Source organism: Sphingomonas sp. TDK1 (assembly GCF_001650735.1).
GTDB lineage: Bacteria > Pseudomonadota > Alphaproteobacteria > Sphingomonadales > Sphingomonadaceae > Sphingomonas.
The window spans coordinates 233,338-253,654 of record NZ_LXVY01000044.1 but is presented as its reverse complement, the minus strand read 5'-3'; the positions used below and the strand labels follow the sequence as shown (position 1 = coordinate 253,654).

17 protein-coding genes are annotated in these 20,317 nt (G+C 66.0%); 14 read left to right on the top strand and 3 right to left on the bottom strand.

Annotated features, from left to right (window positions below):
• The first annotated feature begins 84 nt into the window (after positions 1 to 84).
• The 9 genes from A7X12_RS21195 (at position 85) to A7X12_RS25705 (ending at position 8,260) form a co-directional block, all read left to right on the top strand.
• Entirely contained in the window at positions 85 to 1,212 is a 1,128-nt protein-coding gene (locus tag A7X12_RS21195; RefSeq protein ID WP_064313421.1) for an FAD-dependent monooxygenase, read from the top strand.
• A 66-nt stretch (positions 1,213 to 1,278) separates the two neighbouring features.
• Positions 1,279 to 2,052 (top strand): SDR family NAD(P)-dependent oxidoreductase, encoded by a 774-nt coding sequence (locus A7X12_RS21190; RefSeq protein WP_064313420.1) that lies wholly within the window; start codon positions 1,279 to 1,281, stop codon positions 2,050 to 2,052.
• Positions 2,053 to 2,091: 39 nt separating this feature from the next.
• Positions 2,092 to 2,892, top strand: a complete 801-nt coding sequence (locus A7X12_RS21185) for an SDR family NAD(P)-dependent oxidoreductase (protein ID WP_064313419.1) — start codon at positions 2,092 to 2,094, stop codon at positions 2,890 to 2,892.
• A gap of 107 nt (positions 2,893 to 2,999) precedes the next feature.
• Entirely contained in the window at positions 3,000 to 3,485 is a 486-nt protein-coding gene (locus A7X12_RS21180) for a MarR family winged helix-turn-helix transcriptional regulator (RefSeq protein ID WP_064313418.1), read from the top strand.
• 68 nt (positions 3,486 to 3,553) lie between these two features.
• Positions 3,554 to 4,762, top strand: coding sequence for a cytochrome P450 (locus A7X12_RS21175; protein ID WP_064313417.1), 1,209 nt, complete (start codon positions 3,554 to 3,556; stop codon positions 4,760 to 4,762).
• 77 nt (positions 4,763 to 4,839) lie between these two features.
• Complete coding sequence (locus A7X12_RS21170) at positions 4,840 to 6,063, top strand: NAD(P)/FAD-dependent oxidoreductase (protein ID WP_064313416.1); 1,224 nt, start codon at positions 4,840 to 4,842, stop codon at positions 6,061 to 6,063.
• A gap of 118 nt (positions 6,064 to 6,181) precedes the next feature.
• Complete coding sequence (locus A7X12_RS21165; protein ID WP_064313415.1) at positions 6,182 to 6,838, top strand: TetR/AcrR family transcriptional regulator; 657 nt, start codon at positions 6,182 to 6,184, stop codon at positions 6,836 to 6,838.
• A 55-nt stretch (positions 6,839 to 6,893) separates the two neighbouring features.
• Positions 6,894 to 7,925 carry an aromatic ring-hydroxylating dioxygenase subunit alpha gene (locus A7X12_RS21160; protein ID WP_064313414.1) on the top strand — a complete coding sequence of 344 codons (1,032 nt, stop codon included), beginning with the start codon at positions 6,894 to 6,896 and terminating at the stop codon, positions 7,923 to 7,925.
• A 182-nt stretch (positions 7,926 to 8,107) separates the two neighbouring features.
• Complete coding sequence (locus tag A7X12_RS25705) at positions 8,108 to 8,260, top strand: hypothetical protein (protein ID WP_157105671.1); 153 nt, start codon at positions 8,108 to 8,110, stop codon at positions 8,258 to 8,260.
• A gap of 72 nt (positions 8,261 to 8,332) precedes the next feature.
• Here the strand turns inward: A7X12_RS25705 and A7X12_RS21150 are convergent, their stop codons facing one another.
• The gene (locus A7X12_RS21150; RefSeq protein ID WP_064313412.1) at positions 8,333 to 10,846 is read right to left on the bottom strand and encodes a TonB-dependent receptor domain-containing protein; all 2,514 of its coding nucleotides are present in this window, start codon (positions 10,844 to 10,846) and stop codon (positions 8,333 to 8,335) included.
• A 692-nt stretch (positions 10,847 to 11,538) separates the two neighbouring features.
• Between A7X12_RS21150 and A7X12_RS21145 the strand changes: the two genes are divergently transcribed.
• From A7X12_RS21145 to A7X12_RS21130, 4 genes are read left to right on the top strand one after another with little or no spacing between them, the layout of a single operon-like run.
• Positions 11,539 to 12,516 (top strand): fumarylacetoacetate hydrolase family protein, encoded by a 978-nt coding sequence (locus A7X12_RS21145; protein ID WP_064313411.1) that lies wholly within the window; start codon positions 11,539 to 11,541, stop codon positions 12,514 to 12,516.
• Positions 12,513 to 12,815 (top strand): putative quinol monooxygenase, encoded by a 303-nt coding sequence (locus A7X12_RS21140; protein ID WP_064313410.1) that lies wholly within the window; start codon positions 12,513 to 12,515, stop codon positions 12,813 to 12,815. Before A7X12_RS21145 ends, A7X12_RS21140 begins: the two co-directional genes overlap by 4 nt.
• A gap of 3 nt (positions 12,816 to 12,818) precedes the next feature.
• Complete coding sequence (gene hisD, locus A7X12_RS21135; protein ID WP_064313409.1) at positions 12,819 to 14,144, top strand: histidinol dehydrogenase; 1,326 nt, start codon at positions 12,819 to 12,821, stop codon at positions 14,142 to 14,144.
• Complete coding sequence (locus A7X12_RS21130) at positions 14,141 to 14,905, top strand: SDR family NAD(P)-dependent oxidoreductase (protein ID WP_064313408.1); 765 nt, start codon at positions 14,141 to 14,143, stop codon at positions 14,903 to 14,905. Before hisD ends, A7X12_RS21130 begins: the two co-directional genes overlap by 4 nt.
• A 254-nt stretch (positions 14,906 to 15,159) precedes the next feature.
• Here A7X12_RS21130 and A7X12_RS21125 read toward each other — a convergent pair whose 3' ends face one another.
• Positions 15,160 to 15,753, bottom strand: coding sequence for an isochorismatase family protein (locus tag A7X12_RS21125; protein WP_064313407.1), 594 nt, complete (start codon positions 15,751 to 15,753; stop codon positions 15,160 to 15,162).
• 647 nt (positions 15,754 to 16,400) lie between these two features.
• Between A7X12_RS21125 and A7X12_RS21120 the strand changes: the two genes are divergently transcribed.
• Positions 16,401 to 19,460 (top strand): TonB-dependent receptor domain-containing protein, encoded by a 3,060-nt coding sequence (locus A7X12_RS21120; protein WP_064313503.1) that lies wholly within the window; start codon positions 16,401 to 16,403, stop codon positions 19,458 to 19,460.
• A 116-nt stretch (positions 19,461 to 19,576) separates the two neighbouring features.
• Here A7X12_RS21120 and A7X12_RS21115 read toward each other — a convergent pair whose 3' ends face one another.
• Complete coding sequence (locus A7X12_RS21115) at positions 19,577 to 20,311, bottom strand: alpha/beta fold hydrolase (protein WP_064313406.1); 735 nt, start codon at positions 20,309 to 20,311, stop codon at positions 19,577 to 19,579.
• Positions 20,312 to 20,317: the final 6 nt, after the last annotated feature.

Below are 20,317 nucleotides of genomic sequence, written 5' to 3'. Positions count from 1 at the left end.
CGAATGCCGTGCCCCGTCGACGACAGCACGAACGCAGGACGGTCGTCCGATCCGCGACGCGCACGAAGAGAAGGTACGGAAAGCATGATGAACGAACGACGCCATTTCCTCGTCGTAGGGGGTGGTCCTGGCGGCATGGCGGCCGCGCTCTCGCTGCGTCAGAACGGCGCGGACGTCGACCTGATCGACATCGATCGGGAGTGGCGCGCCGTGGGTGCGGGAATCACCATCACCGGCCCGACCCTGCGCGCGTTCGACCGGCTGGGGGTGCTGCAGGACGTGGTGGCGTCCGGCTTCATGTCGAATCGCGTCAAGTTCTTCACGGGCGACGGCGTGTTGATGCACGAGATGCAGACGCCTTCGCTGGAGCCCGATCTCCCCCCGGCCGGCGGGATCATGCGGCCGGAACTGCACCGGATCATGGCGAGCCATGTCCGTGCCCATGCCGTGGACGTCCGGCTCGGCATCACCGTGGATGCGCTGGAACCGCGCACGGACGGAGTCGACGTCTGGTTCAGCGACGGTAGCACGCGGCGCTATGACGGCGTCGTCGGCGCCGACGGCTATCACTCGAACCTTCGCGGCATGATCCTGCCCGAAGCGCCCGCGCCCCAGTTCACCGGGCAAGGCTGCTGGCGGATGGTCGCGGAACGGCCGGCGGATCTTACGGGGGCGGAGATCTATTTCGGGCCCGGCTACAAGGTCGGGGCGAACCCCTGCTCCTCCGAGCATTGCTATGTGTTCGTGACCACCGCGATGCCGGGCAATCCGTTCATCGCCGACGATGCGCTCGCCCCGCACATGCGCGCCTTGCTGGCGCCGATCGGCGGGACCCGCATTCCGGACATGCTGGCCGCGATGGGCCCGCACTCCCAGGTCAATTATCGTCCGCTCAACGCCTTGCTGCTCCCGCCGCCCTGGCATGTCGGTGCGATCGGATTGATCGGCGACGCGATCCACGCGACCACGCCCCATCTGGCGTCCGGCGCAGGGCTGGCGGTGGAAGATGGGCTGCTGCTCGGCGGCTATCTGGCGCAGGCGGACGATGTCGAGGCAGCCTGGCGCGATTTCGAAGCGCGGCGCTGGGAGCGCGCACGCATCGTCGTCGAGAACAGCCTGCAGATCTGCCGCTGGGAATTGGAGGGCGGCCACGACCAGGACGTCGCGCGCCTGATGGCCGAAAGCGTCGCGCAACTCGCAAAACCGATGTGAGGCTGCCGGTTCCCCGCCGGCCGCTTCGGTGCCCGCGGTCGACCGTCAATCAGAAGGAAAGATGCCATGACGGATTTCGCGGAAGGCCAGCAGCGGCTGGCGGGCAAGGTGGCGGTAGTGACCGGTGCTGCGGCGGGCATAGGGCAGGGCTGCGCGCTGATGTTCGCGGCACAGGGTGCCACGGTCTATGCGCTGGATATCGACGAGGCGGCGGTCAGGGCGACGGCGGCGCAGGCCACGGGGACGATCCACGCGCACAGCGTGGATCTGCTCGATGAAGCCGCGACGCGTGCATTGATCGACGACATCGGCGAGCGGGAAGGCCGCATCGACGCGCTGGTGCCCGCAGCCGCGGTGTCGCGGTTCCGCTGGATCGAGGACATGACGTTCGCCGACTGGCGACACACGATCGCCGGCGAACTCGACATCGTCTTCCTGGTGACGCGCGCGGCATGGCCCTGGCTGAAGCGCAGCGCAAAAGCCTCGATCGTCAACTTCGCTTCGGCAAATGCCTATATCGCGCTCAACGGATCGCCCGCGCTGGCGCATTGCGCGGGCAAGGGCGGCGTGCTCGCGATGACGCGCCAGCTGGCGATGGAGGGGGCGCCGCACGGTATCCGCGCCAACAGCATCTCGCCAGGCCTCATCCTCTCGCAACAGACCCAGAGCTATATGGCGACCGACCCGACCTTCGAGGCCGAGGCGACCAAGCGCATGATGATCAAGCGCATCGGCCGGCCGCAGGACATCGCCTGGGGTGCCGTTTGGCTGGCGTCGGACGAGGCAAGCTATGTGACCGGGGCGGACATTTCGATCGATGGCGGCGCCACCGCCTGGTGAGCCGCCGTCTTCATCCCCATCACGAAAGGAACCTCTGACATGAACGACGCCTATCGGCTCGACGGCAAGACCGCGGTGGTTACCGGCGGCGGCGGCGGGATCGGCAGCGTGACCTGTGCGCTGCTCGCCGCCCGCGGCGCGCGCGTGGTCGTCGCGGATATCGATCTCGATCGCGCGCAGCAGGTTGCGCAGGCCATCGACGGGGCGGACAGCCTGGGTGTCGACCTTGCCGACGCGCAATCCATCCAGTCCGGGATGGCGCAGGTGGTGGCGCGGCACGGCGGCGTCGACATTCTCGTCAACAACGCGGCGATGCTCGATCCCGAGGTGGCGATGAAGGACATCTCCGTCGAAACGATGGACGTCGATGTCTGGGACCGCATCTTCGCGGTCAACATGCGCGGGACGATGCTGATGTGCCGCGAGGCCCTGCCGCACCTGCGCGCGCGGCGTGGCAACATCGTCAATGTCGTGAGCAACCTCGCCCTACAGGGCCATGTGCTGCAGGCGGCCTATGCCGCGTCCAAGGCGGGCGTCGTGCAGCTCACCCGTTCGATCGCGGCGAGTCATGGGCGGCAGGGGGTGCGTTGCAATGCGGTGGCGCCGGGCATGACGCTGACGCCGGCGCTCAAGGCCAATTTCCCCGCGCCGCTCCGCAAGCTGATCGAGGACGAAACGTTGAGGGAGCAACTGGGCGAACCCGAAGACATTGCGGAGGCGATCGCCTTCCTCGCTTCCGATGCCGCGCGCAACTTCACCGCGCAGGTGCTGGTCTGCGATGGCGGGCAGTCGAGCCATGTGCCGGCATTTACCGGCTTCAGGGACGCGCTCGGCCTCTGAGCGCTACGGTGCGCGCCCGCGTCCCTCTGGGCTCGTGCGCGCACCGCCGCCGCTTGCCGACTCGCCGCAGGGTGACGCAGGACCGATTTCTTGTCATTCGGGACGCCATGCCGACCCGATCCCCCGCTTCGCGCGCGCCCGAGCCGTTCGACCTCGGTAGCTATGTGCCCTTCTATCTCAGCGCGATCTCCAATCGATGGACGTCGACATCGTCGCGCATCTACCTGCGGCGCTTCGGCATCGGCATCGTCGAATGGCGGGTGCTGGCGGCGCTGGCGGCGAAAGGGCAGGCCAGTTCGCTCGACATCGTCAATCTGGTCGGTCTCGATCCCGCGTCGGTCAGCAAGGCGATGCGAACGCTGGAGGCGAATGGACGCGTCGCACCGGTGCAAGGGCGATTCGCCGGTCGGACCAAGCCCTACCACATGACGCCGGACGGGATCGCGCTGTTCGAGAAGGTGCGCGAGGCCGCCCGCGCGCGGGAAGCCCAGCTGCTCGCCGGCTTGAGCGAGGCCGAGCGCGGCGAGTTCCTGCGGCTGCTGCGCAAGATTCACGAGGGATTGCCGCAGCTGTCCGAGGAAGCGCAGTTTTAAATGGACATGCTAATTTAGCATACTAATTTAGCCACAAGCGCGATGCCGCGCAGGTTGGGAGAGGATGGATGGCTGTTGCGACCATCGAGAGCGCACGGGTGCCGACGATCGACATCGACGTCTTTGGCGAGGAATTTCTGGCGGACCCTTATGGCTATCACGCGCAGGTGCGCGATGCCGGGCCCGTATTCTATCTCCGCAAATACGGCATTTACGGCATGGCGCGGCACGCCGAGGTCAGCGCCGCGCTGAAGGACTGGCAGACATTCATCTCCTCGCGCGGGGTCGGTCTCAGCGATTTCGCGACCGAGAAGCCGTGGCGACCGCCGTCGCTGCTGCTGGAAACCGATCCCCCGGTGCATGATCGGACGCGCCGGCTGATGAACCAGGTGGTCAGCCTTGCCGCGCTGCGGAAGCTGCAGCCGCTATGGCAGGCGGAAGCCGACGCGCTGGTCGACACCTTGCTCGCGCGGCGAAACGTCGACGGCGTCACCGATCTTGCCCAGGCCTATCCGCTGCGCATCTTCCCGCCGACGATCGGTCTGCCGGAGGAAGGGCGCGAGAATCTGTTGTCCTACGCCATGGCGACGTTCAACGCCTTCGGTCCGCGCAACCGGGTCTTCACGGACTCCGAGGCCGCCGCCGGTCCCGCTGCCGCCTGGGTGGCGATGGCGTGCAAGCGTGCGAACCTGTCCGCATCGGGCTGGGGCGCGGACGTCTATGCCGCCGCCGATGCGGGTGCGTGCACCGAAGACGAAGCGGAGCGGCTGGTGCGCTCGTTTCTGTCGGCGGGCGTGGACACGACGATCAACGGCATCGGCAACATGCTCCACGCCTTTGCCCGGCATCCCGAGCAATGGGCCAAGCTGCGCGCGCAACCAAGCCTGGTGAAGCGGGTGTTCGACGAGGCGCTGCGCTGGGATTCGACGGTCCAGACCTTTTTCCGCACCACCAGCCGCGCGGTGACGGTGGGCGACGTGGCGATCCCCGAAGGCAGCAAGGTCCTGTTGTTCTTCGGTGCCGCCAACCGCGATCCGCGCAAATGGGACGATCCCGAGCGGTTCGATATCGAGCGCGTGGCGAGCGGCCATCTCGGCTTCGGCTTCGGGATCCACCAGTGCCTGGGGCAGATGGTGGCGCGGATGGAAGCCGAGGCGGTACTCAACGCCTTGCTGCCGCGGGTACGGCGGATCGAGCTGACCGGAGAGCCGGTCCGCATTCTCAACAACACGCTGCACGCCCTCGGCTCGCTGCCGATCGCGCTGATCCCGGAATAGCCGAGGCGCGTCGCGTGCCGACCCGGGCAACAGCGGGTTTCGGGTTTTGAATCGCTTTCCAGGCCAAGGAGCAGTGGATGCAATATGATGTGGTGATCGTCGGCGCGGGCCATGGCGGCGCGCAGGCGGCGATCGCGTTGCGGCAGAACAAGTTCGACGGCACGATCGCGGTGATCGGCGACGAGCCCGAGCTGCCCTATGAACGCCCGCCGCTCTCCAAGGAGTATTTTTCGGGCGAGAAGGCGTTCGAGCGTATCCTGATCCGTCCCGCGGCCTTCTGGCAGGAACGCAGGGTGGAGATGCTCCTCCAGCGCCGTGTCGTCGCGGTTGATCCCGCGGCGCACCGCGTCACCACGGCGGACGGCGCGACGATCGGCTATGGTCGGCTCATCTGGGCAACGGGCGGCAGTCCGCGCCGGATCGGCTGTGCCGGCAATGATCTGGCCGGGGTCCACACCGTGCGCACCCGCGCCGATGCCGACCGGATGCTCGCCGAACTCGACGGCGTCGCGCAGGCGGTGGTGATCGGCGGCGGCTATATCGGGCTGGAGGCGGCGGCGGTCCTATCCAAGGCCGGCAAGAAGGTCGTGCTGCTCGAGGCGCAGGACCGCGTGCTGGCGCGCGTCGCGGGCGAGTCGCTGTCGCGCTTCTACGAGGCGGAGCACCGCGCGCACGGCGTCGATGTCCGGCTGGGCGCGGCGGTGGACGGTATCGAAGGCGACGGCAAGGTCAGCGGCGTGCGCCTGGCGGACGGCGAGGTGATCCCTGCGCAGATGGTGATCGTCGGCATCGGCATCGTGCCCGCGGTCGAGCCGCTGCTCGCGGCGGGGGCGGCGGGCGGCAACGGCGTCGCGGTCGATCCGCAATGCCGAACCTCGCTGCCCGACATCTTCGCGATCGGCGACTGCGCGCTGCACGCCAGCCGCTTTGCCGGCGATACGCCCATCCGGCTGGAATCGGTGCAGAACGCCAATGACCAGGCAACTCTGGTCGCCAAGACGATGATGGGCGAGGCGGTCCACTATGACGCGGTGCCGTGGTTCTGGTCGAACCAATATGATCTCCGCCTGCAGACCGTCGGCTTGTCGACCGGGCATGACGCCAGCGTGCTGCGCGGCGATCCTGCACGCCGCAGCTTCTCGGTGATCTATCTGAAGCAGGGCCGGGTGATCGCGCTCGACTGCGTCAACGCGACCAAGGACTATGTCCAGGGGCGCAAGCTGGTGGTCGAGCGGCACGCGCCCGATCCGGCAAGGCTGGCGGATCCCGACACGCCGCTCAAGGACTTGGGCGACGGCTGAGCGGCATCAGCGGGACCGCCACGGACGTGGATCGGCAGCGGCGGCGCGGCGCTGCCGCTTCGCTTGCGGACCCGGGATCCAGGCGGCAAGACGGCGCCTCCCTTCCGGAGCCTCATCCTTGTCGAAGCCAGCGCGTCCCAACCCCAATGCCAAGCAACAGGCCGCCGAAGCCCGCTGCGCCGCCATGGTGCATCATGCGCGGACGCTGATCGCCGAGCGTGGCGTGGAAAGCATGAGCGTCAACGAGGTTCTGCGGCTTTCCGGCGGATCGAAGGCGACGCTCGTCAAATATTTCGGCGGTCGGGATGGCCTGATCTCCGCGGCGATCGACCAGGAGGTGGAAGGCGCCATGGCCCTGCTGCGCTTCGCCGATCCCGAGACGGCCAGCCTGCCGTTGGCGGACGGGCTCCGGCAGGTGCTGGGCGGCGTGCTGCGCTTCTACATGCTCCCCGCCTCGCTCAAGCTCTACCGCGCGGTCGTCGCGATCGGCGTGCGCGAGCCGGGTACGGCTGCGGCATTCTACGATCACGGCCACCGCGTCCTGGTCGACGCCATCGCCGCGTTCCTGCGCGGGCACGCGGCGCCGACGAAGCGCGAGACCGCCGCCTTTGCGGACATGGCGGACCAGATTCTCCACGCGATCCGGGCCGGCTTGCATGAGCGCGCCGTTCTCGGCCTCGAGACGGCGGCAGTCGAGCAGGCGACGATCGACGCGCGGGTCGGGCGGGCGCTGGACCTGTTGCTGCCGGGGATCGAGGCCGCCCTGCACGATTGACAGCCTGACTCCTATTTTATATGTACCATCGGTACATATAAAATAGGAGAGTGAGATGAGCTGGTTGCGCAACGCCTGGTATATGGCGGGCTGGGCCGAGGAAGTCGGCGATGCCGGCCTTTCGCGAAAGATTCTCGACAAGCCCATCTTCCTGTTCCGCAAACAGGACGGCACGCTGGCGGCGCTGCAGGATCGCTGCCCGCATCGCTTTGCGCCGCTCTCGCGCGGCGGGCGCGACGGCGACAATGTCGTTTGCGGATATCACGGCCTCACCTTCTCCCCGGAAGGCAAATGCGTGCACAACCCCTTCTCCGCACGCATTCCCGCCGGCTCCGACGTCGCCGCCTTCGCCGTCGAGGAACGCGACGACATCGTCTGGCTGTGGGGCGGGGCACGCGAGGATGCCGATCCGGCGTTGATTCCAGACTTCGCGTTCGTGCCGGACTCGCCGCACAGCCGCACCATCCGCGGCTACACGTTGATGCAGGCCAATTACGAATATGGGACCGACAATCTGCTCGATCTCTCGCACATCGAGTTCGTGCACCGGGGAACCTTCGCCGGGGGTGGCGTGATCTTCGCCGGCACGCACAAGGTGGAGGTGGACGGCGATACGCTGCATTCGAACTGGTGGATGCCGAACATCGCCCCGCCGCTCGCGGCGCAAGGGGCGTTTCCGCCGGAGGCGCGCGTCGATCACTGGCTGGACATGCGCTGGAACGCGCCGGCCTCGATGCGGCTCAACGTCGGCGTCGCCCCGCACGGCGCGGGGCGCGAGGCCGGGTTCGAAGTGCCGCAGGCCCATATTCTCACCCCCGCGGACGAGCACACCACCCACTATTTCTGGTCGTCGACGCGCGGGAACGATCTCGACAATCCCGAGGTGGACGCGATGCTGACCGCGCTGTTCCGCGAGGCGTTCGATCAGGAAGACAAGCCGATCATCGAGGCCGCCTATGCGAATGTGCGCGGGCGCGATTTCTGGCAGGAGAAGCCCCTGTCGCTGGGCATCGACCAGGGTGGCACGCGCGCACGGCGGATGCTGGAATCGATGCGCGCGCGCGAAGTGGCGGCGGTGCCGGCCTGATGGTTCGGTGAAGCACGGCCGGCTGGGCACAGCCGGCTGCGTGCGCCGTCCGCATTTAGAACGGATCGTCAGAAGACGATCGCTTTTCATCGATGCGCTCGGAGTGCATACATATGGAAGAAGCGGCGGCCCCGGCGCAGGCAGGGGACCACAAGCCGCTCATCCACGAGAGGAGCTTTGAGATGGTAGCTGCGACCACCGGCCCCAAAACCGCACCGCCGGCCTCCGCGTCGACCGCGGTGCCGTGTCCGCCGATCGCACCCCAGGCGACCAAGGTCGCGCCTTCCCCCTGGACCTTCGCCATGGCGCATGGCGTCGCGCTCTGTCGTCTGTAACCTGGTGCACCGACGAAACGGCCCTGCGGTTTGGTTCCCGCAGGGCCGTCTCGGGGGTGTTCGATAGAGATCTTAGAAGCGGAGGCGCATCGCGGCCGATAGCGTGCGGCCGTTGATGACCCGGGCGTTGACGATCCCGTCCGCGGGAATGGAACCCTGGGTAGTTTCGGTCACGCCGAGGGTATTGAACAGGTTGCTGCCGTTCACCGAGAAGGTGATCCGTTCGATCGGTCGATATTCGATGAACGCGTTGACCGTAGTGAAGGCCTGCATTTTCAGCTTGTTGACATCCTGTCCATAGCTCGAACCGGTGTAGACGACCGAGGAGCCGAAGGTGACGGGACCGAGGTCCACCACCGGCATCGCCTGCGCGATCAGGCTGGGCTGATGCCGCGGCGTATTGCCGGCGAGCGTCGCGTCGGTGCTGTCGTTCTGGATTTCGGCATGGGTATAGGTCGCGGCCGCCGTGAGGCTGAACGGACCGTGCTGGTAGCTGCCCTCGAATTCTGCACCATAGGTGCGGTAGCTGCGCTGGAACGGCTCGACCGCCAGCACACCGTTCGCGCCGGCCTTGATCTGGAAGTTCTGCTCTGCGGTCTTGGCCAGGAATGCCGTCAGGTTCAGCGTCAGCGCATCGGTGCGGAACTTTACGCCGGCTTCGGCCTGGCGAACGGGGTCGTACGTGTCCTTGTTGCTCGCGGGCTTGCCGGTGACGGCGTTGATGATCGGGGTGAAATAGAGCGTGTCGGCAAGCGCGCGGGCGCCCTTGCTGTAGCGGGCGAACACCGCGAGATCGTCCGCGATGCGGAAGTTCACGCCCATCGAATAGCTTACATAATGATAGCGATAATCGATGGGGGCGGGCTGATCCGCCTGGATCCCGTCCGCTACCTGTTCCGGTATGCTGATGACACCATCGCCGTTGATGTCGATCGGACGCCAGCGCGTACGACCGCCCCCCAGCTCGGTGCCGAAGCGCTGCCCTTTCACGCTGCCGCGGTCGTAGCGGACGCTGCCGCCGATCGACAAACGACCCTTGTGGAAGTTCAGCGAGCCGTAGGGGGCGGTGATGTCATAGTCGACGTCCGCGTAGCGATTGCTGATCGCCGTGAACGGGAAGGTGCTGAACGCCGCAATGCCGCCTTGGGTCAGTTTCACTCCGCCGGCGGTACGAAGATCCAGCAGCGCGGAGTTCGGTCCGGCGAAATCCTGATACGCCACGTCCATCGACAGGATCGTGGTGAAATTCTGCAGGGATTTGTACACCCCGCCGGTCAGGGTCAGATCGCCGCCGCCAACCTTCCAGACGCGCGATGCGCGGAAATCGTTGACGAAATAATCGGCCTTGGGGCTCCCGCCGTTCAGCAGCGCCGTATAGGCGGCTAGGCCATTGCCGTTCAGCGTCGCGGCGTTGGTGATGGTCTCGCCGGCGCGCGGGCCGGTGGCGAAGCTGAACTGCGCACCCGGGCCGCCGAAGAGCGCCGCCAGCGCCGGCGCGGACGTCACCAGCACCGGTGTGGCGCCGCCGACGCGGCTGCTATTGCTGCTGTAGCGCATGCGATTGAAGAACGTCCATGCGGCGATGTCGAACTTGGCTTCCAGGCCAAGCGCCGCGGATTTGACGCGCCACGCCTGAGACAATTCGCCGCGCACGATCCTCGGATCGACGCCGACGCTGAGCACGGCGGGCAAGTTCTTCGAGATGGTGTTGTTCACCCGCGGGTCGAAGCCCGCGATCGGCGTGTAGGTCGGGTCCGAATCGCTGCCGGTCACCCGCATCGGTCCGGCGACATAATTGGCCTCGCGATCGTCGAGCAGCTTCGCGTTCAGGCGAACATAGCCGTTCGCGAACTCGCGGGTGACGTTCAGCTTCACCTGTCCGCCATGGAGGCCGCTGGCGGCGGCGTCGCGCGCACCCGCGCCGCTCCGGTAATAGCCGCCCAGGTGAAAGCGCAGATTGCTCGACAGGCGACCGCCATATTCGAAATCGCCGCGCTTGCTGTCGTAGTCGCCGATTCCGGTGCTGAGCTGGATCGTGCCGCCTTCCTCTTCTCCCGTCTTGGAGATGAAGTTGATGACGCCGCCGGGAGAATTGGAGGCGAACGTCGATGCCGACCCGCCGCGGATCGACTCGATCCGCGCGAGGTTCAGATCGGGGCGGACCAGCATGTCGTTGAAGAGCTCGACAAAATCGCCGAATTCGAGAACCGGCAGCCCGTCCTCCTGGAACTGCAGCCATTTGGAGCCCGTGCCGGCGAGCGGCAACCCGCGAATGGTATAGTTGGCGTGGCCGCCATTGCCGGAGTCTTCCACGCGAAGCCCTGGCACGGTGCGCAGCACTTCTGCCAGTGTGCGCCCGCCGATTTCCGCAACCCGATCCTCGTCCATCGCGCTGGTGGAGATGGCGCTGTCGAGCAGGTCGCGCCCTTTCGCGACGCCGGTGGAGAAGACGACCTTTTTGGCGGATTGCGGGGTCTGTTTGTCGTTCGCGTCCGCCGGGGGCGGCGTGTTCGGCGTAACCGACTCGGCCAAGCCGGGATTGGAAACGACCAGAAACGCCACTGACGCTAGTAATGCCACTTTCATGCAATCCTCCCGCAGTTCATTTGCTTGCAGGCGGAGGTAACGCGAGATGGCTGTCAAACCTTACAAAGGCGGCTCGGAATCATACGTATGCAGAAAAATTTCCGGTGATATAAATATTATAATAGCGGGTCTGCGCGTGTGGCTGCGCGCGCGGCCTGCCGGCTTCTTAGGGCGCGGCCCGAAAACGGAACCTTGCGCTGGCGGCAAGAGGCGCGCCGAGGATGTGCGCGCTGCCGCCGGCGCTATACGCTTCAAGGAATATCGCCAATTTCCGCGCCTATCGGCCAGTGGTTCGGCCGCTGCAGCAATTGATAGTTTGTTCGTCCGAACCCTTCCGCCGGGGAAATAGGATCGGGAAGAGGGTCCTTCGGAGCGGGCGGGACCGCCCGTGACTCTCGATATCCGGCCTCTCCCAAGGCCTTGCACGGCGTGCAACCGTATGCATTATTGCTTGCGCGGTGCCGCTGCTCTGCTAAGTCGGATCGTGTCATGCGGTGTGCGGCAAGGCTGAAGACATGGTCTGCATGTCGATGGGCTCTCGCCGGCCGCCGAGGGGCAAAAAGCACCCTTCGCCTCTTGCCCGACGGCGTCCGTCCGAGGGCGACGACTTTGCCTGAAGCGCCGGGCGGGGCCGATCGGGGTTGCGTGCCGGCGGACGAAGGGCGGAGGCGCCATGATATGGGAGAGGTCCGATGAGGCTTGCGACACTGCGTGATGGAACGCGCGATGGGCAGCTGGTGGTCGTTTCGCGCGACCTGACCCGCACCGTGGCGGCGAGCGATGTCGCGGGGACGCTGCAACAAGCGTTGGATCAGTGGGCGACGGCCGCGCCCGCGCTGCATGCGCTGGCGGATGCGCTGGAAAATGGCGATGCCGAGGGCGCCGTGCCCTTTGACCAGGCGGCGGCGATGGCGCCGCTGCCGCGTGCCTGGCAATGGCTCGACGGTTCGGCATATGACTGCCACGGCGAACTGATGGCGAAGGTGTTCGGCCTGGATCCGACGCCGATCGATCGCCCGCTCATGTACCAGGGCGTATCGGACCATTTCTACGGCCCGCGCGACGAGGTCCCGTTCGCCTCGGAAGAGGACGGGATCGACTTCGAGGGGGAGTTCGGCGTCATCGTCGACGAAGTGCCGATGGGGACGTCCGCCGAGGCAGCCGCCGCGCATATTCGTCTGGTGGTGCAGATCAACGACTGGTCGCTGCGCAAGATCGCGCCCATCGAGATGCGAACCGGTTTCGGGTGGGTACAGGCCAAGCCGCCCTGCGGTATCGCGCCGGTCGCGGTGACCCCGGATGCGCTGGGCGCGGCGTGGCGCGACGGCCGGGTCGACCTGAACCTGCTGGTCGATTGGAACGGGGCGCGCTTCGGTGCCGCCAACGGCTATCCGATGTCGGCTTCCTTCCCCGAACTCGTCGCCCATGCGGCGCGCACCCGTACGCTATGTGCCGGGACGGTGATCGGTTCGGGCACGGTGTCCAACGCCAATTTCCGCGAGATCGGTTCCTCCTGCATCGCCGAGCGACGGGGCATCGAACTGATGGACGAGGGCCAACCCCGCACTGCGTTCATGGCGTTTGGCGACATTGTGCGGATGGAGGTGCGCCAGCCCGACGGCGCGCCCGTTTTCGGTATTCTCGAGCAAAAGGTGGTGCGGGCGCGATGATCCGTGAAATAGCGCAGATCGAGATCGACCCCGCCAGGGCCGACGACTTCGAACAGGCGGTGGCCGGCGCGGAACCCTTGTTCTGGCGCGGCGGCTGTCTCGAATTTTCGTTGCATCGCTCGATCGAGAAGCCCGGCCGATATCGGCTGCTGGTCGGCTGGGAGTCGGTCGAGGCCCATAATGTCGATTTTCGCGGTTCGCCCGATTTTCAGCACTGGCGCGCGGCCGTCAGTCCCTTTTTCCTATCGCCGCCCGAGGTCGAGCATCTCGATCAAATCCTTCCTCGAACGCAGGGTTGAAACATGGCCGAGTATTTGAAGCGCGGGACGAGCGCCGAGGTTCGCGCGGCGGCGGACCGAAAGGTTCGGGATACGGTCGAGGCGACGCTTGCCGATATCGAAGCCCGCGGGGACGCCGCGGTTCGGGATCTCTCGATCAAGTTCGACGGATGGGATCGCGAGGACTATCGCCTGTCGCAGGCCGAGATCGACGACTGCCTCAACGCGCTGACCGCGCAGGAGATCAAGGACATCGAATTTGCCCAGGCGCAGGTTCGAAACTTTGCGCAATACCAGCGGGAAAGCGTGAAGGACATCGAGGTCGAGACGCTGCCGGGCGTGGTGCTGGGCCACAAGAACATCCCGGTCAATGCGGCCGGCTGTTACGTGCCGGGCGGGAAATATCCGCTGCTGGCGTCCGCCCATATGAGCGTCATCACCGCGAAGGTGGCGGGGGTCCCACGTGTCATCACCTGCGCGCCGCCCTTCGAGGGCAAGCCTGCCCGCGCGATCGTCGCCGCGCAGGCCATGGCGGGCGCCGATGCGATCTACGCGCTGGGTGGTATCCAGGCGGTGGGCGCGATGGCGCTGGGAACCGAAACGATCGAGAAGGTCGACATGCTCGTGGGGCCGGGCAACGCCTTCGTCGCCGAAGCCAAGCGCCAGCTCTTCGGGCGCGTCGGCATCGATCTGTTTGCGGGGCCGACCGAGACGATGGTGATCGCCGACGAAAGCGTCGATGGTGAAATCTGCGCGACCGATTTGCTCGGCCAGGCCGAACATGGTCCCGACAGCCCGGCCATTCTGATCACCAACAGCCGCAAGCTCGCCGAGGAGACGCTGCGCGAAATCGAGCGGCTGCTGCACATCCTGCCGACCGCCGACATCGCCGCCCGCGCCTGGGAAAGTTACGGCGAGGTGATCGTCTGCGACGATTATGAAGAGATGTGCAAGGTCGCCGATTTCTACGCGAACGAGCATGTTCAGGTGATGACCAGGGATCCCGACTATTTCCTGAAGAACATGACGAACTATGGCGCGCTGTTCCTCGGGCCGCGCACCAACGTCGCCTATGGCGACAAGGTGATCGGGACCAACCACACGCTGCCCACCCGAAAGGCGGCGCGCTTCACGGGCGGTCTGTGGGTCGGGAAATTCCTCAAGACCTGTACCTATCAGCGCGTGGAAACCGACGAAGCGTCGGCGCTGATCGGCGAATATTGCTCGCGCCTGTGCGCCCTGGAAGGGTTTGCGGGGCATGGCGAGCAGGCCAATGTGCGCGTGCGCCGCTATGGCGGTCGCAACGTGCCCTATGCCGGTGCCGCCGAAGCATTGGCACCGGTGCGATGACGCTTCCGCAGACGCCGTCCTTGCGCCTGGACGGCCGTCGAGCCGTCGTCACGGGGGCGGGGCGGGGCATCGGCCTCGCTCTCGCCGCCGCCTTGGGGCAGGCGGGGGCGGCGGTGACGCTGGTCGCGCGCTCGCCGGACGAAGTGGGGAGCGCCGCAGCCGCCATCGAGGCCGCCGGGGGCAGGGCGGAGGCGGCCCAGCTGGATGTTGCCGATCTGGACGCGGTGGCAGAGTTTTTCGCCGGCCGGCCGGCGTTCGACATTCTGGTCAACAACGCCGGCACCAATCGCCCCAAGCCGATATGGGAGGTGACTCCGGCCGATTATGACGCCGTTCTCGACCTCAATCTTCGGTCTGCCTTCTTCGTCGCCCAGGCCGCGGCAAAACGGATGGTCGAGGCCGGGACGCAAGGCAGCCTGATTCACATCGGCAGCCAGATGGGCCATGTCGGCGGCCCGAACCGCTCACTTTATTGCGCGTCGAAATGGGGACTGGAAGGGTTGAGCAAGGCGCTCGCGCTTGATCTGGCCCCGCACGGAATCCGTTCGAACACGATCGCGCCGACCTTCATCGAAACGCTGATGACGGCGCCGTTCCTGCGCGACGACGGCTTTCGCCGCAGCGTGCTCGAGAAGATCAAGCTCGGCCGGCTGGGCCGGGTGGAGGATCTGATGGGAGCTGCGGTCTTTCTGGCATCCGATGCATCTGCGTTGGTCACCGGAACGAGCCTTATCGTCGATGGCGGCTGGACGGCGGACTGACGGGGTTCGTATCGATTGCGTGCGCAGCCGTGGGTAGATGTATGAAGGCCTGAATGCCCCAACCACAGGCGGCTTGTTCGACCGGCAGGCCGTCCGCTGCGCGCCTCCCACAGGCGGAGGATTTCGGCATCCGCGTGCCGGCGCCTTGCCCGGCAGGCTTCGGGCGGCCGGAAAAACGCCGCTCAAACGCCTTTCGGTCGCAGGCGTGCCCGACACGGAACCTCGTGCAGCGCCCGCGACAGATGCCCCCGGGCTCAGGCGGCGTCCGCGACGGCGACTCGCATATCACCGAATGCCTCCGCCACGACCTGATCGATCTGTCGGACGATGCCCCGGGTAAGGCCGGGCGGCACCGTCACGGTGAAGCCGCGCGCGACCAACCCGTCTATCGCCCAGCGCACGCAATAGTCTGCGGCAACACCGATGACGGTCACATCCGTGACGCCGTGCGCCGTGAGCCCGGTGAAGAACGCGTCGCGGGCACCTGTCTGCCCTGTCTCCATGGCTTCGATGACGACATCGGGCTCCGCCCACATGTCGAACACCCCCTTCTCCAGCCGGTAGACCGGAATGCCCGGGGGTACGGCGGCGGCATCCAGCACGTTGCGCCATCCCGGCGTTCCGAGAACGCAGTGCAACGGAAACTGCTCGGCCTCGGGAGAAGCGGAATAGTGTTCCAAGCTATGGGTATCGAAGGTGAAAAGCACACCTGCGGTGTCCTTGGGGTCCAGCGCGGCGAGCCAGCGCTGCATCGGCGCGATCAGCGCCTCTGCGCCCTCCACGGCGAGCGCGCCGTCGGCGAGCATGAAGTCTGCCTGGGTGTCGACCACCACAACGAAGCGGGTCATCCTTACATCTCCTTCCGCCGGTATCTGGAGGATCGCCGGCCAATACGCAAAGTCCGACCCGCATCGTGCCGGGCAATGCCCCTTCCGCATGCCGCCGAAGGTGGAATGGGGGCGATCAGACGGGCCGACGCAATGCCTGCGACAGGTCTTGGGGGGAGCTCGATCCGTCGCTGGATCTCCAGCGGTTGCAATTGATGTCAAAGCGGGAGCGGCTTGGCCGCCCCTCCAGACGAAACGAAGTCCCGGCGATTGGCGCATTTGGCCGCTCCGTCATGTACAGCGCACCCGCAGCGGGTGTGGGGCCATTTTGCCGTGCAATAGGCATCACCTTCGGGCCATCTACCGGAAGCTTCAGAAAAATTTCTGACTGTGCAAGCGCAGCAAAAACCGGACCACCTACCTGTCGTCTTCGTATGCATTTACAAAATATTTAGATTCTTTTTCATCAATAAATGTACGTATTTGCGAAATTTGCAAAGTAAAATACGTATACGATCGCCTTTGTGGATGATGTTGCAATATGTGTCCCTTTAAAAGCTCATTAACATAGCGGATGCTAGCGGGCGCCCATCGCAGCACCCGGCGATGGGTGTGTGCAAGCGACGAAAAGTCGCTGCTGCGTTAAAGGGATGGGCTCGATGATTTTGATGAATTCCGCAATTTCCACGCTGCGGTATGGCATTTCGACTGCCGCGCTGCTGACCGCGATCGCCGCTCCGGCATATGCGCAGGACACGACGCCGGCCCAGGTTGCGGACACTGCCGCTCCCGTCGCCGATCAGGCGGCAGCGCCGGAAGCGCAGGACCAGCAGGCCCCCGCGGAGCCCGCTTCGCCGGCCGCCGGTGGCCAGGGCGCCACGATCGTCGTCACCGGCACGCTGTTCCGCGATTCGAACGCGAGCTCGATTTCGCCCGTCACCGTGCTGAGCTCGGCGACGCTGCAGCGCGCGAACATCACGACCGCACAGGACGCGATCCGCTCGGTTTCGGCGGACAGCGCCGGCTCGATCTCCACCGGCTTCCGCAACGGCTTCTCCGCCGGTGGTGCCGCCGTGTCGCTCCGCGGCCTGGGCGTGTCGTCGACCGTGGTGCTGATCGACGGCCTGCGCTCCGCCAACTTCCCGCTGAACGACGACGGCCATAACGCCTATGTCGACCTCAACTCGATCCCGTTCAGCATCGTCGACCGCATCGAAGTGCTGAAGGACGGCGCGTCCTCCACCTATGGCGCGGATGCGATCGGCGGCGTCGTCAACCTCATCAGCAAGAAGAACTTCAAGGGCCTCGAAGGCTCGGTGCAGGGCGGCACGACCGGCCATGGCGACGGTTCGCACTATCGCGCGACGCTGACCGGCGGCGTGGGCGACTATCGCGAGCAGGGCTGGAACTTCTACCTGAACGGTGAATACACCTATGACGGGTACATCACCAATCACTCGCGCGGCTATCCGTTCAACACGCTGGACCTGCGCCCCAGCGGCCTCGACGATCGCAACCGCAATGACGACACGATCACCGCGCAGAACCCGCAGGCAGTCGTCACCCGCGTGCGCCAGACCGATCTGAACAACCCGCTGTCCGGCCAGGTGGGCGCGCCGATCAACGGCCAGTATCAGCTGCTCAACCCGAATTCCTGCCCCTTCGGCACCTACACGGTCGCCACCAAGGACGAGCAGGGCACCGGCTGCGCGCACAATATTCCCGACGAATATTCGATCATCCAGCCGAAGCAGCAGCGTTACTCCGCGACCGGGCGCCTGAGCGTGCGGCTGAGCGACAATTGGGAGGCGTTCGCTTCCGGCAGCTATTCGCACTCCGAAGTCAGCATCATGGGCACGCCCTCGGGCATTCGCCAGACCCAGCCCTTCGGCGGTTCGGCGGCGCTCGCGTCCAGCAGCCCGGGGATCGTGCTGCCGGTCTATGTCTGCGCGTCGGGCGTGAACTGCGCCACGGCTGCAGACCGGAAGCTGAACCCGAACAACCCCTATGCCGCCGCCTATGCGAACGACCCGAACAACGGCGCCGCGCGCATCTATTATCTGTTCGGCGACATTCCCGCCGGCAGCTTCCGCTATGTCGACGTGTTCCGTACCACCGCGGGCATCTCGGGCGATCTCGGCAACGGCTTCAAGTTCCGCCTGAACGGCGTGTACGCGCGTGACAATTTCAGCGTGACGCAGCGCGGCTTCATCAACATTCAGGGCCTGCTGAGCGCGATCAACACCGGTGCGTACAACTTCGTCAATCCGGAGCAGAACACGGCGGCGGTACGCAACCTGATCTCGCCGGAGCGCACGACGCCGTCCTATTCGACCGTCGCCACGATCGGCGGCTCGCTGATCAAGTCGCTGATGGAGCTGCCGGGCGGCACGCTCAACATCGGCGGCGGCTTCCAGATCCGTCGCGAGACGCTGATGAACCGCAACCAGAATGCGGACCTGTCCTATTATGCGCTGACCACCTCGTCGGCGCAGGGGCACCAGACGGTGACCGCCGGCTTCTTCGAAATCGACGCGCCGTTCACGCGCACGATCGACCTCAACGTGTCCGGCCGCTACGACCATTATTCGCAGGGCTACAGCCACTTCTCGCCCAAGGTGGGCGCGAAGTTCACGCCGATCGAGCAGGTGTCGTTCCGGGCGACCTATTCGCAGGGCTTCCGCGCACCGACCTTCGCGGAATATAATCCGGCCAGCAGCTATGCGGGCTTCTCGTCCTACACGCCGGATCCGAAGTCGGCCTTCGTGCTCGCCCACCCGGGCAACGCCGCCTACACGACCACGTACAACATCGGCAGCGGCGCGACGGGCAATCCGAACATCCTGCCGGAAGTGTCGCGCAGCATCACGCTCGGCACGATGCTGAAGCCGACGCGCTGGTTCAACATGACGGTGGACTATTACAACATCAAGAAGTCCAACCTGATCGTCAGCGGTCCGCTGCGTGCCCAGGCGATCGAAGCCTATTACGGGCAGACCACTTCGGCCGCCGGTTGCGCCGCGCTCGCGGCGGTCGGGCCGGGCTACAAGTGCAACATCATCGATGCGCCGGATCCCATCAATCCGAACGCGCTGCCGCGCCTGCTGGTGTTCGACGTGCCCTATGTCAACGCCAACTATCAGGTCAGCTCGGGCATCGACATGCAGGCCACCGCGAACCTTCGCGTTGCCGACAACGTGCGCCTGATCAGCCGTGTCGACGTCACCCGCGTGCTGCGCCTCGACCTCGTCACGCCGTCGGGCGTGGTGCAGAAATATGCCGGTACGCTTGGGCCCTACCAGCTCTCCTCGGGTGGCGGCACGCCGCGCATCCGCGGCAACTGGCAGAATGCGCTTGAAATGGGCAAGTTCTCGCTCACCGCGACGACCTATTATGTGGGTCGGATCAAGCAGGTCGCTGCCGATGACATCAAGCCGGGCGCCAATGGCGCGATCGACCTTTCGTGCGCCAACACCAAGGCCCCGATCGTCAAGGGCGGCGACAAGAGCTACCAGTGCTACATTCGCCCGTTCATCTATGTCGACCTGAACGCGGCGGTGAAGGTTAACGACCAGTTCCGCTTCTTCGTCAACGTCCAGAACCTGACCGATGCGCGCGCGCCGCTCGCTTCGGGCGCCTATACCAGCAACCCCAACTACCTCAGCAGCTGGCATTATGCGGGTCTCGTCGGTCGCAACTTCAGCGCCGGCGCAAACTTCAGCTTCTGATCCGATGTCCACCGGGACGGCGCGCGCGTTGCCCCGGTGGTGAAGACCGCAGCGCCCTTCGCCCGCCCGGCCTCCGCCGGTGCAGGCGGAGGGCGTTTCGCGTTCCGGGGCGGCGGTTAAGTGGCGCTGTCGCCGATCGGCCAATGGGCATCGAACCACGGGCCGATCAGCCCGGCGACCACCTCCGGACGCTCCACCGGCAGCATGTGGCCGGCATCCGGCACCACATGCAGCACCGCTTGCGGCGCGAGGTCGCGCATGTCGGCATGCTGCGCCGGGGGCGACCAGCGATCCTGTTCGGCGGCCAGCAGCAGCAGCGGCGCCCGATAGGATCGTAGCGGCGACACGGCATCCGGCCGGGCCAGCAGCGCTGCGATCTGCCCCTCATAGCTCTCCCGCGCATTCGCGGCGACCATTGCGCGCAGATCGGGCATCAGCGCCGCCACCTGATCCTGGGGCGCACCCATCATCGGCGGGAGCCAGGCATCTGCCAGCGCCGCCATGCCGTCGGCGCGGGCGCGATCGATCAGGATCTGGCGGTTGGCGGCCTCGCCCGGCGCGGGCGGATGGACGCCGGTATTGGCAAGTCCCAGCCCGACCACCCGATCCGGCGCCTGCCGTACCGCTTCCAGCGCGACCCTGCCGCCCATCGAATGGCCGATCAGCACGAGCGGCCCGGGCACGGACTGCAGCACCTGCGCGGCCATCGCTTCGATGGCGCGGAATCCGGGAAAGGCCAGGATCCGCGCGTCGACATGCGCGGGCAACGCGTCGCGCACCGGCTGCCAGACGCGCGCGTCGCACAGCAGACCGCAAAGCAGCACAAGGGTAGGGCGGGGTTGGGCATGCATTGGTAC

What these genes read in the sequence shown, in the direction of transcription:
- A7X12_RS21195 (WP_064313421.1), top strand. Translation starts at nt 85, where the DNA reads ATGATGAACGAACGACGCCATTTCCTCGTCGTAGGGGGTGGTCCTGGC.
- A7X12_RS21190 (WP_064313420.1), top strand. Translation starts at nt 1,279, where the DNA reads ATGACGGATTTCGCGGAAGGCCAGCAGCGGCTGGCGGGCAAGGTGGCG.
- A7X12_RS21185 (WP_064313419.1), top strand. Translation starts at nt 2,092, where the DNA reads ATGAACGACGCCTATCGGCTCGACGGCAAGACCGCGGTGGTTACCGGC.
- A7X12_RS21180 (WP_064313418.1), top strand. Translation starts at nt 3,000, where the DNA reads ATGCCGACCCGATCCCCCGCTTCGCGCGCGCCCGAGCCGTTCGACCTC.
- A7X12_RS21175 (WP_064313417.1), top strand. Translation starts at nt 3,554, where the DNA reads ATGGCTGTTGCGACCATCGAGAGCGCACGGGTGCCGACGATCGACATC.
- A7X12_RS21170 (WP_064313416.1), top strand. Translation starts at nt 4,840, where the DNA reads ATGCAATATGATGTGGTGATCGTCGGCGCGGGCCATGGCGGCGCGCAG.
- A7X12_RS21160 (WP_064313414.1), top strand. Translation starts at nt 6,894, where the DNA reads ATGAGCTGGTTGCGCAACGCCTGGTATATGGCGGGCTGGGCCGAGGAA.
- A7X12_RS25705 (WP_157105671.1), top strand. Translation starts at nt 8,108, where the DNA reads ATGGTAGCTGCGACCACCGGCCCCAAAACCGCACCGCCGGCCTCCGCG.
- A7X12_RS21150 (WP_064313412.1), bottom strand. Translation starts at nt 10,846, where the DNA reads ATGAAAGTGGCATTACTAGCGTCAGTGGCGTTTCTGGTCGTTTCCAAT.
- A7X12_RS21145 (WP_064313411.1), top strand. Translation starts at nt 11,539, where the DNA reads ATGAGGCTTGCGACACTGCGTGATGGAACGCGCGATGGGCAGCTGGTG.
- A7X12_RS21140 (WP_064313410.1), top strand. Translation starts at nt 12,513, where the DNA reads ATGATCCGTGAAATAGCGCAGATCGAGATCGACCCCGCCAGGGCCGAC.
- hisD (WP_064313409.1), top strand. Translation starts at nt 12,819, where the DNA reads ATGGCCGAGTATTTGAAGCGCGGGACGAGCGCCGAGGTTCGCGCGGCG.
- A7X12_RS21130 (WP_064313408.1), top strand. Translation starts at nt 14,141, where the DNA reads ATGACGCTTCCGCAGACGCCGTCCTTGCGCCTGGACGGCCGTCGAGCC.
- A7X12_RS21125 (WP_064313407.1), bottom strand. Translation starts at nt 15,753, where the DNA reads ATGACCCGCTTCGTTGTGGTGGTCGACACCCAGGCAGACTTCATGCTC.
- A7X12_RS21120 (WP_064313503.1), top strand. Translation starts at nt 16,401, where the DNA reads ATGAATTCCGCAATTTCCACGCTGCGGTATGGCATTTCGACTGCCGCG.
- A7X12_RS21115 (WP_064313406.1), bottom strand. Translation starts at nt 20,311, where the DNA reads ATGCATGCCCAACCCCGCCCTACCCTTGTGCTGCTTTGCGGTCTGCTG.